13 protein-coding genes are annotated in these 14,441 nt (G+C 59.5%); 8 read left to right on the top strand and 5 right to left on the bottom strand.

Annotation, left to right across the window (positions count from 1 at the left end; genetic code table 11):
• Positions 1 to 9: 9 nt before the first annotated feature.
• From GVK95_RS06240 to GVK95_RS06255, 4 genes are all read right to left on the bottom strand, one after another.
• A complete protein-coding gene (locus tag GVK95_RS06240; RefSeq protein WP_159947674.1) occupies positions 10 to 2,667 on the bottom strand; it encodes an OmpA family protein in 2,658 nt (885 codons plus the stop codon).
• Between the two features lie 7 nt (positions 2,668 to 2,674).
• The gene (locus GVK95_RS06245; protein WP_159947676.1) at positions 2,675 to 3,340 is read right to left on the bottom strand and encodes a hypothetical protein; all 666 of its coding nucleotides are present in this window, start codon (positions 3,338 to 3,340) and stop codon (positions 2,675 to 2,677) included.
• A 237-nt stretch (positions 3,341 to 3,577) separates the two neighbouring features.
• Positions 3,578 to 3,982, bottom strand: a complete 405-nt coding sequence (locus GVK95_RS06250; RefSeq protein WP_244618671.1) for a nuclear transport factor 2 family protein — start codon at positions 3,980 to 3,982, stop codon at positions 3,578 to 3,580.
• Between the two features lie 4 nt (positions 3,983 to 3,986).
• Positions 3,987 to 4,631, bottom strand: a complete 645-nt coding sequence (locus GVK95_RS06255; protein ID WP_159947678.1) for a TetR/AcrR family transcriptional regulator — start codon at positions 4,629 to 4,631, stop codon at positions 3,987 to 3,989.
• Between the two features lie 197 nt (positions 4,632 to 4,828).
• On the opposite strand from GVK95_RS06255, the gene GVK95_RS06260 reads away from it, so the two are divergent.
• The 6 genes from GVK95_RS06260 to GVK95_RS06285 all read left to right on the top strand — a co-directional run bounded on the left by GVK95_RS06260 (position 4,829) and on the right by GVK95_RS06285 (position 11,042).
• Positions 4,829 to 5,845: a spermidine/putrescine ABC transporter substrate-binding protein gene (locus tag GVK95_RS06260; RefSeq protein ID WP_244618699.1), complete on the top strand. Its 1,017-nt coding sequence runs from the start codon at positions 4,829 to 4,831 to the stop codon at positions 5,843 to 5,845.
• Between the two features lie 266 nt (positions 5,846 to 6,111).
• The gene (locus tag GVK95_RS06265; protein WP_159947682.1) at positions 6,112 to 6,975 is read left to right on the top strand and encodes an ABC transporter permease; all 864 of its coding nucleotides are present in this window, start codon (positions 6,112 to 6,114) and stop codon (positions 6,973 to 6,975) included.
• 2 nt (positions 6,976 to 6,977) lie between these two features.
• A complete protein-coding gene (locus tag GVK95_RS06270; RefSeq protein ID WP_200844230.1) occupies positions 6,978 to 7,766 on the top strand; it encodes an ABC transporter permease in 789 nt (262 codons plus the stop codon).
• On the top strand, positions 7,763 to 8,848 hold the full coding sequence (locus GVK95_RS25425; protein WP_159947684.1) for an ABC transporter ATP-binding protein: 1,086 nt from the start codon (positions 7,763 to 7,765) through the stop codon (positions 8,846 to 8,848). Before GVK95_RS06270 ends, GVK95_RS25425 begins: the two co-directional genes overlap by 4 nt.
• Before the next feature lie 10 nt (positions 8,849 to 8,858).
• Positions 8,859 to 9,596 (top strand): MBL fold metallo-hydrolase, encoded by a 738-nt coding sequence (locus GVK95_RS06280; protein WP_159947686.1) that lies wholly within the window; start codon positions 8,859 to 8,861, stop codon positions 9,594 to 9,596.
• Between the two features lie 12 nt (positions 9,597 to 9,608).
• Entirely contained in the window at positions 9,609 to 11,042 is a 1,434-nt protein-coding gene (locus tag GVK95_RS06285; protein ID WP_159947688.1) for an aldehyde dehydrogenase family protein, read from the top strand.
• Here GVK95_RS06285 and GVK95_RS25210 read toward each other — a convergent pair.
• Positions 11,011 to 11,187, bottom strand: coding sequence for a hypothetical protein (locus GVK95_RS25210; RefSeq protein ID WP_244618672.1), 177 nt, complete (start codon positions 11,185 to 11,187; stop codon positions 11,011 to 11,013). The two genes, GVK95_RS06285 and GVK95_RS25210, sit on opposite strands and share 32 nt — an antisense overlap.
• 307 nt (positions 11,188 to 11,494) lie before the next feature.
• On the opposite strand from GVK95_RS25210, the gene GVK95_RS06295 reads away from it, so the two are divergent.
• Positions 11,495 to 12,190: a LuxR C-terminal-related transcriptional regulator gene (locus tag GVK95_RS06295; protein ID WP_159947692.1), complete on the top strand. Its 696-nt coding sequence runs from the start codon at positions 11,495 to 11,497 to the stop codon at positions 12,188 to 12,190.
• Between the two features lie 255 nt (positions 12,191 to 12,445).
• Positions 12,446 to 14,431 (top strand): primary-amine oxidase, encoded by a 1,986-nt coding sequence (locus GVK95_RS06300; RefSeq protein ID WP_159947694.1) that lies wholly within the window; start codon positions 12,446 to 12,448, stop codon positions 14,429 to 14,431.
• Positions 14,432 to 14,441: the final 10 nt, after the last annotated feature.

Consider the following 14,441-nt stretch of genomic DNA (forward strand, 5'->3'; position numbering starts at 1 on the left):
AGCTCCGCACTACTCCAGGTTTACCGTAATCGAAACCCGGCGATTGGTGGAGCTCCCCGTTCGACTATTTTCAGGCACCACCGGTTCAAAGGTGCCAGCACCCCGAACCAGCAGCAGTTCCGGCGCAACACCGCGCTTGTTGAGCAGCGCACGAACCGTTTCGGCGCGGGAAGCGCTCATCGACACATTGGCCGCCTCACGGCCCGTGGCATCCGCATGGCCGGTCAACATGAACCGCGCTGTTACGCCTGCCTTGCGAGCCTTTTGGGCGAATTCCTTGATCTGCTCCGCCAACCTGTCGAGGACCGGCGTCTGCTCCGGTCCCGGCACAGCCTTGCCGGAATAGAAGAAGATATCGGTCGCCTGGATGGCCTCTCTCAAATAATTAAGTTCTGCAAGGTTCAGCTCACGCAGTTGCGCGACATCCAGAACCACACCGTCCGCCGAAAGTTGCTCCGCGGAGGCCCGCGCACGGTTTATCCAGTTGGCAGGAGCCACACCCTCGGCAACGATCCGGCCCTGGACGATCGAAAGTCGTACTGTATCTGGCGGAGACAGCGACGCCGTCAGCCGCTTCAACACGAACTCCGGCTCAAGGCTCTGATAGAATTGCCATTGCGCATGAACCCGGGCGGGATCGACCTGCGTTCCGGACAGCAGCGACTGCGGGTCGGCGCCGAGCGGGTCCCTCAGGCCGGAAATGTAGAATTGCCCGCCCCTCGCCGTTTGTTGGGCGACGACGATGCCAGGCTGGGCCTCAAGCCGCGACACATAGGCTTGCCAGCGCTCTGCCGCGCGTGCTTCGGGGCTCACGTCACGAACCTTGGAGATGTCGAATTCCGGTCCGCCTGCCGAAAGCTGTCTGGCCGCAGCACGCGCCCGTTCTATCCAGGTGTCGGGAGCCTCGCCCTCGGCAACGATGCTATTCTTGACGATCGAAAGTCGTACTGTATCGGGCGGAGTCAGCGACGCCGTCAGTCGCTTCAACACGAACTCCAGCTCAAGGCTCTGATAGAATTGCCATTGCGAATGAACCCGGGCGGGATCAACCTGCGTTCCGGACAACAGCGACTGCGGGTCGGTGGCAAGCGCGTCTCTCAGGCCGGAAATGTAGAATTGCCCGCCCCTCGCCGTTTGTTGGGCGACGACGATGCCAGGCTGGGCCTCAAGCCGCGACACATAGGCTTGCCAGCGCTCTGCCGCGCGTGCTTCGGGGCTCACGTCACGAACCTTGGAGATGTCGAATTCCGGTCCGCCTGCCGAAAGCTGTCTGGCCGCAGCACGCGCCCGTTCTATCCAGGTGTCGGGAGCCTCGCCCTCGGCAACGATGCTATTCTTGACGATCGAAAGTCCTACGGTATCGGGCGGAGCCAGCGACGCCGTCAGCCGTTTCAACACGAACTCCGGCTCAAGGCTCTGATAGAATTGCCATTGCGAATGAACCTGGGCGGGATCAACCTGCGTTCCGGACAACAGCGACAGCGGGTCGGTTGCAAGCGCGTCTCTCAGGCCGGAAATGTAGAATTGCCCGCCCCTCACCGTTTGTTCGGCAACGATAATGCCCGGTTGGGCCTCCAGTCGCGACACATACGCCTGCCAGCGCTGCCCGGATTGCCAGGAAAGAAAGAGCCAAACGGCTGTCGGGATCGAAACCAGCAGGACTGCAGCCACCACCAGCCACGGAAATCCCTGGTTTGAGTCCTCCTGCTTCAGTTCAACGCAGGCCTGCAGCCGCGTTTCTATGCCGGCCAACTGAGAGCCGTCGCCGTCGAACTGCTCTAAAGCCTGCGCGTATTCATCATGGATTCGAAGCAACACATCGCGAACGATTTCATGCAGTTCCTCTGGCGGATTTCCCCGGATCACCGCAACCAAGGTCGCAAACGGTCCCACTTCCGACCAGAGACGAAGCTCCCCGAAGCGGATCGTGTCGAGGCCGCTCTGTTCTTTCTCGTGAAATGAGTCTTTCACAAAGTCCTGGATGGCGCTGAGCATCGAGGAAATGAGTTGGGGATCCTCACTCGTTGCATTATCGGCAGTTACATGCGCGATCAAAAGCCCCGAATTTCGGTCGATGAGGAAGACATGTTCTACCCGATAGACCAGGGAATGCTTCAGGACAACTTCCGAGAAGCTGGCACCAGTTCTCCAGGATTCAAATCTCCACTTCAGCCCATGCCAGGTAAATATGTGCCTTAAAGTTTCATTCAGCGACTGAAAGGTCTGGTCGATCTTTTCCGCGATCGATTTGCGAATTGCCGGCAGAAACACCGGGTACATTATATCCGTAAGCGTGCCCGGGCTCTTCTGGATCGACCGTTGCACAGCTCTCTCTACGGCTGGCACAAGGGCCTCGCCGAGTTGCGCATGAGGCGCACGTGCGGTTGCACTGGGAAGAACGCCGCCCACTGCGTCCGCAAACTGCTCCGGTTCGCCCAGCAGATGCGTAACGCGTGTAAGCTCCGAAATTTCGCGGCCGACCAGCAACTGGCGCAGCGTTTCCATGCGATGATCGGAGGCTGGAACTCCGTCAAGACGCGCATGATGATCCGGATCGACGTTCCGGGCAATTTCGACCAAAAGAAGAGCCAGAGCCGCGCGATCGATTTCGGTATCGTTCGAGGCGGCTCTTTGCGGAATCCTGATCGGGTCGACGCTCGACGTCAAGTTCCGATCAACTCCCTTTCCAGCTACGTTCCGAGTTGCCATTGCTGCCGCCGGGATCCTGATTTATGCATTTTGCAACCTCGACAAACAGGCCAGCAAGAAGGTTTCTGTCGGTCTTGACGTGGTTGAGATCGGAGAACATTTTCTCCATAAGCATCTGAATGCTTTCGTTCTTTTGCTTGATTTCCTCACGCAGCAAATGATCGATGCGATTTATCCGGTCCGCAACGTCGCGCTCAAGCTCACTCAATTGATCCGACAACGAGCGCACCTGCTTCTCAAGCGCCTGATTTTGCTCGCGAAGATTTCGGTCAATCTCCTTGTCGGCCTCGGCTCGCGCATCTTTTTCGCTCCGCAATTGTGCCGCGAGCGACTCGACCTGTTTCTTTGCATTTGACTCGTAGGTTTCAAGATTGCGCTTGGCCTCGGATTCGACATCCTTGAAGCGCTGCAGGAACCGTTCTTCAAGCTTGGAAAAACGGCGGTCATAATCCTGCATCTGGTTGCCGAACAGCAGATCGCGTATCTTGTCGACACCTACAGCGTCACCGGAGATCCCGCCCTCGCGGCCCTGGGCCGCCAGGAAGTTCAGCCCGTTTCCCTCAATATTACCTAACAGATTTTCATCCGCCTTACTCGTAGAAGAAGCAGCAATCGAAGGTTCCTTTGCCATGCTTAAATCCCTCCATTTGAACCCGTGCCACAGTGCAACCCCGTTGAAAGCGAAGAATGTCAGCAAAATAGCTGGCCCACAAGCCGGAACTCTCTTGACCCAAAACGATTCATGACGCAGCACCATCGGCTCAAGCCGATTCGTGACGCAGTCGAGCGCTAAGTCACCGACGTAGCGATGTAAATTTTGGGCTAATCAGGTGTCGCTCAAGATATAGACGGCGGAGAGCAATGGGTCTCAGCTCAAGAGCTGCGAGAGATGCTCGTGAACGGCAAGCCATTGACCGTGAGGCTGACGGGCAAAGACGATCGTCTCGCGCTCGTAGTTCGTCACGTTCTCGCCGCCAATCGAGAGATCGGTCTCCACCGCATGTGCGAAGATCGCGATGTCGCCAAAGAGCTGCACGCTGCGGTTTTTCGAGCGGCAGGCCTTGACGCGGAAGCCGTCGCGGCTTTCCCAGAGCGCCCATTCAGCCTCATAGGCGGCGCGGTTGGCGAGAGTGCGATTGAGATTGTAGAAGATGAAGGTTGCAGACGGGGAAAAGGCATCGAAGTAAGCCTTGGTGTCGTGGCGGCCGAAGGCTGTAACGAGAGCGTCGGCTGCGGAAAGCACTGCGGTCGTGTAATCTGTCATCTCTGTCATTTCTTCAGGATTTCCGTGGAATTCCAACGCGCTTGACGCTGCTGATCAATTCGGCGATCGGGCGGTTCTGCTCGGCGACGCGGGCCTTGAGCTCTTCAAGTGGCATGCTCTCATGCTTGCAGAACTCGATGAACATCATGTTGAGATTGTTGAAGAATACCTCGCCCAGCGCCCGCGTTTCGACGCCGGCGATGATCACGCCACGCCGCTGGAGCGTCTCGATGAGCTGGACGACCTGGGCGCATAGACGCGCGTCAAGTTCGGTATAGCGCTTCGACAGGGGTGTCTCAGGCTGCTGGATCGCGGACGCCATCGCGGTGCGCCACATCTCCTTGCTGAGATAGACGAGCGAGTGATCGTAATACTGGTTGATCAAGGCGCCGAGCGCCTCGTTCACATTGGGCGGCGGGTTGGCGACAATGCGTTCACCGGCCTCGAGCACCTCGGTCACTTCCATCGAAACCGTAGCGACAAGAACATCGCCCTTGTTCTGATAGTAGTTGTAAAGCGTGCCGACCGAGACCTCCGCCATCTCGGCGATGTCCTCGATACGCGCACTGTCATAACCCTGTTCGCGGAATAAAGTTGTGGCCGCTTCCAGGATACGACGGTTCCTGTCGGCCTTCTGTCGGGCGCGCAATCCGGTCATGGCCAGCTCCTTTGGAATCTCCTCAAATTTGAGATTGACTTAAAAAATGAATTCATTCAATCTTTTTCTCAAGGCGCCGAAACGAGCGCTACTATTCAACGCGAGGGCTCGATGCGGGTCTTCGACAAGAGGGTGAACATATGGATAAGACCGTACTGGGCGGGCTCTCCCGCCGCTTGCTTCTTGCGACAGTTGCCATGTCTGCCTTGTCCGGCGGGGCCTTGGCACAGGAAGAACTGAATGCGCTCGTTTGGTGCGACCACACCGACCAGGCGTTGATCGAACCCTTCGAAAAGGCCAACAACGTCAAGGTCAATCTCAAGGAATATGAAGGCACTGGCGCTGGTCTCTCGATCGTCGAGCAGTCGCGCCCGGGTGACTGGGACGTCTTCGTGATCGACGGTGTCGACGTGCCGCGTGCCGTCGAGATGGACCTCCTGGCCGAAATCCCGGCCGACAAGCTGCCGACCGCCGACATCTTCCCGGAGGTCCGCATGGAGGCCAACAACACGAAGGATGGCAAGATCTACGCCGTCACGGAAAAGTTCGGCTACAACACGATTTCATACGACAAGACCAAGGTCGACCCGAAGGACATGGAAGACCTGTCGATCTTCTGGTCCGACAAGTACAAGGGCCGCATTGCTATTTATGACTATTACCTGCCGGTGATGGGCCTGGCGGGCCTTGCCATTGGCAAGAACACAGCGGACCTGACCAAAGATGACCTGCCGGCGATCAGGGAAAAGCTGTTCGAGATGAAAAAGGTCGCGCGCCAGGTGAGCGACGTCGTCGCGTCGCAGACGGCGCTGGTCAGCGGTGAAGTCGACATCATCCTTGGCGGCGGCGAGTGGGTAACCGCCGGCCTGACCGCAGAAAAGCCGAACCTCGACTGGACTGTCCCGAACCAGGGCGCCCTGCGTTGGGCACAGTCGATCGGCGTGTTCAAGGATTCGACCAAACAGGATCTCGCCATCAAGTTCGTGCAGTACATCTTAAGCCCTGAAGGACAGGCAAAGCTTGCCACCTCCTCATGCTACTGGGGCATGCCGGCAAACTCGAAGGCCGGCGAGCAGCTCTCAGGCGAGCAGAAGGCGGCTCTGCGGTGGGACAAGCAGCCGGATTACCTGAAGAACACCCAGCTCTATCCGGTGGTCGATGCTGATATGGACACAGCGATGCAGGACATCTGGACGGAAATGCTGCAGCAGTAAACCGTTGGGACGGGCGCGGCAGCCAATTATCTCCCGCGCCCGGCCTCTTTCGACAACGATGTTTGGGTCAAATCGCCGTTCACCGACCGTCATCTTCGCGCAGTCAACCGGGGGTTGCGCCCGCATATTGGCGTAACGCGGAGATATCCTGCCTCACCTCGGTTCACCGAACAGATATGACCTGTTCGCCGCCGCTACGGGCCGGCATTCGCCAACAGCCGTCCATGAGGACAGCCATACCCAAGCACGAACGGAGTGTCTCGTCCATGACCGTCACTGCCCTGGACCGTCGAGAACGCCGCAAGGCCTGGGGATTTGCGCTACCGGCGATCCTGTGGACCGTCGCCTTCTTCCTCGTGCCATTTCTCTATATGGCGGCGATCAGCTTCTGGACACGCGAGAGGCGTGAGATCGTCGCCAGTTGGACGCTCGACAATTACGCGGCCTTCTTCGGCAAACCGCATCTCCTGAAAGCACTGTTAAACTCTCTCGAAGTGACCGCTACCGTCACCGTCATCTCGATCCTGCTCGCCTATCCGCTGGCCTGGATCATTGCCGAGCGCGTGCCTCGGCGCTGGCAGCGCTTTGCGCTGATCATGGCGATCCTGCCGTTCTGGACATCCTATGTGGTGCGCTCCTATTCCTGGCTGCTGGTGCTCTCCGAGGGCGGCGTCGTCAACCAGGCGCTGATGTGGGCAGGGCTTATTGCCGAGCCACTGGAGCTCTCGGCCAACCGGACCGGCACGGTGATCGGCTTCGTACACTTCTTCGTCATGCTCCTGACGCTGACGATCTACGCCAACCTCGTGCAACTCTCGCCGAACTACCGCCGTGCGGCTGCCGATCTCGGGGCGAGCAGCTTGCAGACCTTCTGGCACGTCATCCTGCCATTGACACTGCCCGGCATCATGGTCGGTGCCTTCCTGACCTTCGTTCTGTGCATCGGCGACTACATCACGCCGCAGATCCTAGGCGGCAACAACGAACTCGTGCTGCCGCAGGTCATCATGTTGCAGCTCGGGCGCCGCGCCGACTTTCCCATGGCGGCAGCCCTTTCGCTGGTGCTGATGGTGGTGGTGACGATCGCCTATCTGGCCTGCGCCCGCTGGCTGAAGATGGAAAGGACCTGACCATGCGGCACATCAGCACGGCGCTCGCACTCCTCTATGCTGGTGCGCTCTACATCTTCATCTTCCTGCCAGTCGCCGTCCTCGTCCTTTTCTCCTTCCAGGCGGGCACGCTGCCAGTGCCGCCACTGCATGGACTCACATTGCGCTGGTATGGTGAAGTCTTTGCCGATTCAAAGCTGATGTCGGCGCTGTTCAATTCGCTTGTTGTTGCCATTGTATCGTCTGCGGTCTCCTGTCTGCTCGGCTTCCTCGCAGCCTACGCCTTGGCGCGCTACAAGCTTCCCGCGTCAAGCCTCCAGCGCGCACTGATCGTTGCTCCGATGACGGTCAGCACCCTCATCATCGGGCTCGGCCTGCTCTCGGTCTTGTCACGGCTCAACGTCACGCTGTCGCTGTGGACAGTTGGCATCGGCCACGTCGTGATAAACCTGCCGCTCTGCTTTGCGATCATCTATGCCTCCATGGGCGGACACCAGATCAACATCGAACGCGCGGCACGCGATCTCGGCGCGAAGGACTGGCAGGTCATGGCGCTCGTCACCGCACCGATGCTGATGCCGTCCATCCTCGCCGCCTTCTTCCTGTCGGTAACCTTCAGCTGGGACGAGTTCATTATCGCTTTCCTGCTGTCGCGCTTCGACGTGACGCTGCCGGTCGAGATCTGGAGCATGCTGCGCTCCGGCCTCGACCCCAAGACCAATGCCATCGGCAGCGTCGTCTTCCTCATCTCGGTCGCGTTCCTCATCGTTCTGGAACTCGCCGTCTTTAGAAAATCCGGGAAATCCCAATGACCGCAGACGTCTCGATCCGAAACGCCACGAAAGTCTTCGGTGCCTTCCGCGCGCTCGACAATGTATCGCTGGAGATTGCAGCCGGCGAGTTCATCGTCCTGCTTGGCCCGTCTGGTTGCGGCAAGACGACCCTACTCTCCATTCTCGGCGGCTTTATCGAGCCGAGTTCCGGCACCATTGCCATCAGCGGCAAGGACATGACGCATGTGGAGCCGGCGAAACGGCCAACCACAACCATGTTCCAAGACTATGCGCTGTTCCCACACATGCAGCTCATCGAGAATGTCGGATTCGGCCTGCGCATGCGTGGCATGGCCAGGACCGAGCGCAATGAAAAGGCGCTCGCCATGCTCGATCTGGTCGGGCTCAAGGCATCGGCAGCGAAGAAACCGCACGAGCTTTCCGGCGGCCAGCGTCAGCGCGTGGCGCTCGCCCGCGCGCTGGCCGTCGATCCGGACGTGCTGCTGCTCGATGAGCCGCTCGGCGCGCTGGACCTCAAGCTGCGTCGGCAGATGCAGGACGAGCTGAAAGCAATCCAGAAGCGCGTAGGCACCACTTTCATCCATGTCACCCACGATCAGGAAGAGGCAATGGCGATCGCTGATCGGATCGTGGTGATGAACCACGGCCACATCGAGGATGTCGGCGCACCCAGCGACATCTACATGCGGCCGCGCTCGCTCTTTGCCGCCGGCTTCATGGGCGAGGCGAACTTCCTGCCCGGTCGGGTGATCTCGATTGAAGCCGCCGAAGCGCAGGTGGAAACGGCGCTCGGCACAGCCATCATTCCGGTCACGGCTTTCACCGGGGCCATGCCTGCACCAGATCGCAAGATCACCTTATGCATCCGCCCCGAACATTTCCGGTCCGCCGGCCAAGACGGCGCAACGGTTGCACTCGGTCGTGCGAGGATCACCGACAGTGCCTTTTTCGGGGCGCATCACCGATGCCATCTTCAGCCGACGGCCGTTTCCGACATCGTTATCACCGCCCATCTGCCGCAGACCGCGCAGCCGCGGCCCGGCGATGAACTGGAGCTGACAGTCAAGGCGGACACGATCGTCGCCCTGGTCGACGCTTAGGAGACAGATCATGAAACCGCGCATGCGCCCGCAAGACTGGTACAGTGTCCGCCGTCTCTATGACGAAGTGACCTATATCTGCGAACCCCATATCCAGGAGTTCTATCGCTGCAACATCTGGCATGTGCGCGGCCGTGATCGCGACATGCTGATCGACAGCGGCATGGGCGTCGTCTCGCTTCGCGAATGGGTACCGCTTGTCACGGAACGCGAGCTGATCGCGGTCGCAAGCCACACCCATTTCGATCATATCGGCTGCCATCACGAATTCGAATGCCGCGCCGTGCATGCAGCAGAGGCCGATCTACTGGCCAAGCCGACGCGCGAGAACACGCTCGCCGATCCTTACGTCACCGACGAGATCTTCGATGCATTGCCGCCCGAGCCCTATTGCTCGAAGTGCTATGCGGTGAAGCGGGCCCCGGCGACACGCATTCTCGAAGACGGCGACGTCATCGATCTCGGCGACCGGCAATTCGAGGTGATCCACACGCCCGGGCATTCTCCGGGTGGAATCGCGCTTTACGAAAAGGCGACCGAGATCCTGTTTTCCGGCGATATCCTCTATGACGGTCCGCTGATCGAGGACACCTACCATTCGAATGCCAGCGACTATGTCGCCTCGATGGAGCGTCTTCTGACGCTTCCGGTGCGCGTGGTCCATGGCGGCCATTTTTCAAGCTTCAGCGGCGAACGATGCCGGGAGCTGATCACCGGCTGGCTCGACGCCAAGCACAAGACAATCTGACTGGAGGCAAGCATGCTCGACAAGCGCAAGTTCTACATCAATGGCGAGTGGATTGATCCGATCACGCCGAACGACCTTGAGGTTATCAATCCAGCGACCGAACAGCCCATCGCCGTGATCTCGATGGGAAGCGCTGCCGATATCGACCGCGCCGTTGCAGCTGCCAAGACGGCCTTCAAGAGCTACAACCGCACCAGCATCGACCACCGCATCGCGCTGCTGGAGACACTGCTTTCGATCTACACGCGCCGCTATGACGAGATGGCACGGACGATCACGCTCGAACTCGGCGCGCCGATCAGCATGAGCATCGATCAGCAGGCCCATGTCGGCGTCGGCCATCTTGAAGGCTTCATCGAAGCCCTGAAGCGCATCAAGATGCGTGAAGAACTGCCGAATGGAGACATCGTGCTTCGCGAGCCGATCGGTGTCTGCGGCCTGATCACTCCCTGGAACTGGCCGATCAACCAGATCGCGTTGAAGGTTATTCCGGCGCTGGCGACCGGCTCCACTTGCGTTCTCAAGCCATCCGAGTTTACCCCCCTGAATGCCCTGCTCTACGCCGAGATGATCCACGAGGCAGGTTTCCCGGCCGGTACGTTCAACCTGGTGAATGGCGACGGTGCGACTGTGGGCGCCGCACTGTCCAAACACAGACACGTCGACATGATGTCGTTCACCGGTTCTACCCGCGCGGGCACCGCCGTCGCCAAGGATGCCGCAGACACCGTCAAGCGTGTAACCCTCGAACTTGGCGGCAAGTCGCCCAATATCGTCTTCGAGGACGCAGATCTTGAAGAGCGCATAACCGGCAGCGTGCTCGAATGCTTCAACAATTCCGGCCAGTCCTGCGATGCGCCGACACGGATTCTGGTTCAGCGCTCGGTTTATGACCAGGCGGTGGAGATCGCCCGGCGGGTCGGCAGCGAGGTCAAGGTCGGCAATCCGGACGAGGCAGGCGAGCATATCGGGCCGCTGGTCAGCGACATCCAGTATGGTCGCGTTCAGACCCTGATCGAGGCTGGTATCGCAGAAGGTGCGGAGCTCCTCGTCGGCGGCACCGGCAAGCCACGAGGCTTCGAGGCCGGCTACTACGTCAAGCCGACGATCTTTGCCGGTGTCAACAACCAGATGCGGATCGCACGCGAAGAGGTCTTCGGCCCTGTGCTCACCATCATTCCCTTCGAGACGGAGGAAGAAGCAATCGAGATCGCCAACGACACGAATTACGGTCTGGCCGCCTACATCCAGACCGGCGATCTCGGCCGCGCCGAGCGCGTGGCCGGCCAGTTGCGCGCCGGCATGGTGCACATCAATGGTGCACCGCATCGTTATGGCAGTCCCTTCGGCGGCTACAAGCAGTCGGGAAATGGCCGTGAAGGCGGCATGTTCGGGCTCGAGGACTTCCTCGAAATCAAGACGGTCCACCGGCCGCACGCAGCATGAAGGTGGCCTCTGTGACGATCCCGAAGACGATGAAGGCTGCGGTCTCCGAGGCTCCAGGCCCGGCCCTTGTCATCTGATACATACCCGTCCCGAACTCCGACGGTGTCGGTTCCTGATCAAGCGCGAGAACTGCGGTGTCTGCCATTCAGACCCGCATCTCCGAAACGGCGATGAGAACCTGCCGCAAGACATGTATCCACTCGTCCAGGGTCACGCGGGCATCGGCCGCATCGTGGCGGTCGGCCAGGGCAGGCCTGCCCCATGGGGTGATCAGGGTTTAATATCAGTGCAGTCTGGCTATGACCGCGACTGCCGGGGTTGATCCTGGGCAATTCTGACGCGGCAACTCCACATCATTCTACTCAGAGCGACATCGAACGGGCGCTTGACTCGCTTGCTGCATCGCACCATTAATTGCCATGCGGCGTTTTGGCGCACTGTGGAGCATGGTCATGGCTTTCTCAGAAGTTCGCAAGCGGGAATTCATCGATGAGACATTTCGGCTGCTTTCCGGGGCATTGGGGGCAAGCCGACTGGTATTTTACTCAGTTGATGACAACAATAACCTGCATAATTTTGTGTGCTCGCGTGTCCCCTCCGACTTCCTGAAAATCTACATCCGCGAGATGTACGCCCATGACCCGCTGCATGTGCGCCAGATCGAGCATGAACAGAACCCGGTCATCAATATGATGGATGCCGGCCGCTATGCGCCGGAAAGCGAAGTGGCCCTGTACCGGCAATTCCTCGACGTCTTCCAGGTCAGCAATACAATCGAACTGATCTTTCAGCGCGACAGCCAGATTTACGCGGGAATAAGCGTAATGTGGACGGCCGACGACACTGTGCCGACCGACGATCAGTTTCATCTGGCCGACACGCTTCATCCCTACATCTCCTTCAATCTCAAGGAGGTCCTGCCTCGCTCCAAGGCAGGCACAGCCCAAAACGCCAATGCGCTACTGCATCTGACCCAGCGCGAGGCAGAAGTTGCCAGGCTTCTGTGCTGCGGCCGCACCAATGCCGACATCGCCCAATGTCTGGGGATCGGGCTTTCGACGGTCAAGACCCATCTCATCCACATCTTCGACAAGGCCGGCGTTGATAATCGGGCCGGCCTGGTGTCGCGGATGATGCAGTTCAGCTAAGCGCCCGACCCATTCGAAAACCGAAGACCGATCAAAGCACGGCATCTTGGCCTGACCGTTCGCGGCCGGGTGGCTGACTTCGGACGCATCTCTTTGCAGTTGCGGACAACACCTCCTCCCCTTTGACTTATGTCAACCGTTCGGTGGATGGACATTATTTAGGCGTGCACAAATATTGACCTCCAAGAGTTGACGCAACGCAGGAATGACACCTGCTGATATCTTCGGTGAAAAACCTGAAATGGAGGATCGGCCATGAACGAGAGGCCCAATGTTTCCCTGTCCCTGCAGGCATCGCCCACCTTCGAGCATCCTCTCGATCCGCTGACGGCGGAAGAACTGGTCAAGGCCGCCTCGATCCTGCGCGCCCACTTCGATTTCGGCCCTGCCCTGCTGTTCGAGACGATCGAATTGCTGGAGCCGGCCAAAGACGTCGTCCGGGGATTCGTTCCCGGCATGCCGATCGAACGCAAGGCCCGATTCAACGTGCACAAGCGCGGTGGTACAGGCGTCTGGCGCGGCCGGCTGGATCTTGGGCTCGGCACGATCACCAGCGTTGAGTTCCTGGCCGATGCCCGGCCAATGATCTCGCCGGAAGAATTTCTGCTGATCGAGGAGGTCGCGAAAGCCGATCCACGCTTCCAGGACGCCATTCGGGCGCGCGGCATCGAGAACATGGCCCATGTCTGCGTCGATCCCTGGCCGGCCGGCAATTTCCCGGTTCCCGGAGAAGAAAACCGGCGTCTGTCACATGCTTTCGTCTGGCTGCGCATGTCCGACCTTGACAACTATTACGCCCATCCCGTCGAGGGACTGAATGTCGTCGTGGATATCGACAGGCTCGAGGTGCTGCGGGTCGACAATCATCTGCCCGCCTCCGGCCAGCATATTCCGGTGCCGGAAACGCTGATCAACTACGATCCCGAACTGCTCACCGATTTCCGCACACCGCTGAAGCCGCTGGATGTGGTGCAGAGCGAAGGACCGAGCTTCACGATCGAGGGCAACAAACTCACCTGGGACAACTGGGATGTGCGCATCAGCTTCAACGGCCGCGAGGGTCTGGTCCTCCAGCAGGTCGGCTATACCATCGACCGCCAGCGCCGGCCGATCCTCTACCGGGTGTCGATGGCCGAAATGGTCGTGCCCTACGGTACCCCGGAGGGCGTGCACTATCGCAAGAACGTCTTCGACAGCGGCGAATACGGCTTCGGCAAGCTGGTCAATTCCCTGGCGCTCGGCTGCGATTGCCTCGGCCATATCCACTACATGGATGTCGTTCTGCCCGACATGATGGGCAATCCGCGCCTGATCCCCAGCGCCATCTGCATCCATGAAGAGGATGCCGGCCTTGCCTGGAAACATTTCGACTTCCGCTCGGAGCGCACCGAAACCCGCCGCATGCGTCGTCTGGTCATCTCCTCGATCACCACCGTCGGCAACTACGAATACTGCTGCTACTGGTATCTGTTCCAGGATGGCACCATCGAATTCGAGATGAAGGCGACCGGCGTCATCAACACCGCCGCCTGCATTCCCGGCACGGAACAGAAATACGGCACCGAAGTCGCCCCCGGCGTGGTCGGCCACATCCACCAGCACGTCTTCTGCATGCGCCTCGACATGGAGGTCGACGGCCCCGACAATACCGTCGTCGAATGCGACACGGTGGCCCCGCCGATCGGACCGGACAATCCGATGGGCAATGCCTTCTATGTCGAGCAGACGCCGCTGACCAGCGAGTTGAAGGCACAGCGCCGGGTCGACTTCGAAAAGTCGCGCTACTGGAAGATCACCAATCCCAATGTCAAGAACTGGGTCGGCAAGCCAACCGCCTACAAGCTGGAAACGCCGTCCGCCATCCAGGCCTATACCAATCCGGAAGGGCCATCGGGCAAACGCGGCGGCTTCGTCTACAACCATCTCTGGGTGACGCCCTACGACCCCGAGGAGCGCTTTCCGGCCGGCGAATACATGAACCATTCGATCGGTGGCGACGGCCTTCCTGCCTGGACGGCGAAGGACCGGCCGACCGACAATACCGATATCGTCGTCTGGCACTCCTTTGGCCTGCACCACATTCCGCGCCTCGAGGATCACCCGGTCCAGCCCTGCGTGCTGTGCGGTTTCAAGCTGATGCCGGTCGGCTTCTTCAACGGCAATCCGCTGATCAACCTGCCGCCGGACACCAACAAGGCCAGCAAGTCCAATACGCAAGGTGCCGCCTGCTGCCACAGTTGACCGGCATTGC

It is taken from the genome of Rhizobium sp. 18065, assembly GCF_902706095.1.
Classification (GTDB): Bacteria; Pseudomonadota; Alphaproteobacteria; order Rhizobiales; family Rhizobiaceae; genus Allorhizobium.

Coding starts and splice junctions, on each gene's coding strand:
- GVK95_RS06245 (WP_159947676.1), bottom strand. CDS start 3,340: ATGGCAAAGGAACCTTCGATTGCTGCTTCTTCTACGAGTAAGGCGGAT.
- GVK95_RS06250 (WP_244618671.1), bottom strand. CDS start 3,982: ATGACAGAGATGACAGATTACACGACCGCAGTGCTTTCCGCAGCCGAC.
- GVK95_RS06255 (WP_159947678.1), bottom strand. CDS start 4,631: ATGACCGGATTGCGCGCCCGACAGAAGGCCGACAGGAACCGTCGTATC.
- GVK95_RS06260 (WP_244618699.1), top strand. CDS start 4,829: ATGTCTGCCTTGTCCGGCGGGGCCTTGGCACAGGAAGAACTGAATGCG.
- GVK95_RS06265 (WP_159947682.1), top strand. CDS start 6,112: ATGACCGTCACTGCCCTGGACCGTCGAGAACGCCGCAAGGCCTGGGGA.
- GVK95_RS06270 (WP_200844230.1), top strand. CDS start 6,978: ATGCGGCACATCAGCACGGCGCTCGCACTCCTCTATGCTGGTGCGCTC.
- GVK95_RS25425 (WP_159947684.1), top strand. CDS start 7,763: ATGACCGCAGACGTCTCGATCCGAAACGCCACGAAAGTCTTCGGTGCC.
- GVK95_RS06280 (WP_159947686.1), top strand. CDS start 8,859: ATGAAACCGCGCATGCGCCCGCAAGACTGGTACAGTGTCCGCCGTCTC.
- GVK95_RS06285 (WP_159947688.1), top strand. CDS start 9,609: ATGCTCGACAAGCGCAAGTTCTACATCAATGGCGAGTGGATTGATCCG.
- GVK95_RS25210 (WP_244618672.1), bottom strand. CDS start 11,187: ATGGCAGACACCGCAGTTCTCGCGCTTGATCAGGAACCGACACCGTCG.
- GVK95_RS06295 (WP_159947692.1), top strand. CDS start 11,495: ATGGCTTTCTCAGAAGTTCGCAAGCGGGAATTCATCGATGAGACATTT.
- GVK95_RS06300 (WP_159947694.1), top strand. CDS start 12,446: ATGAACGAGAGGCCCAATGTTTCCCTGTCCCTGCAGGCATCGCCCACC.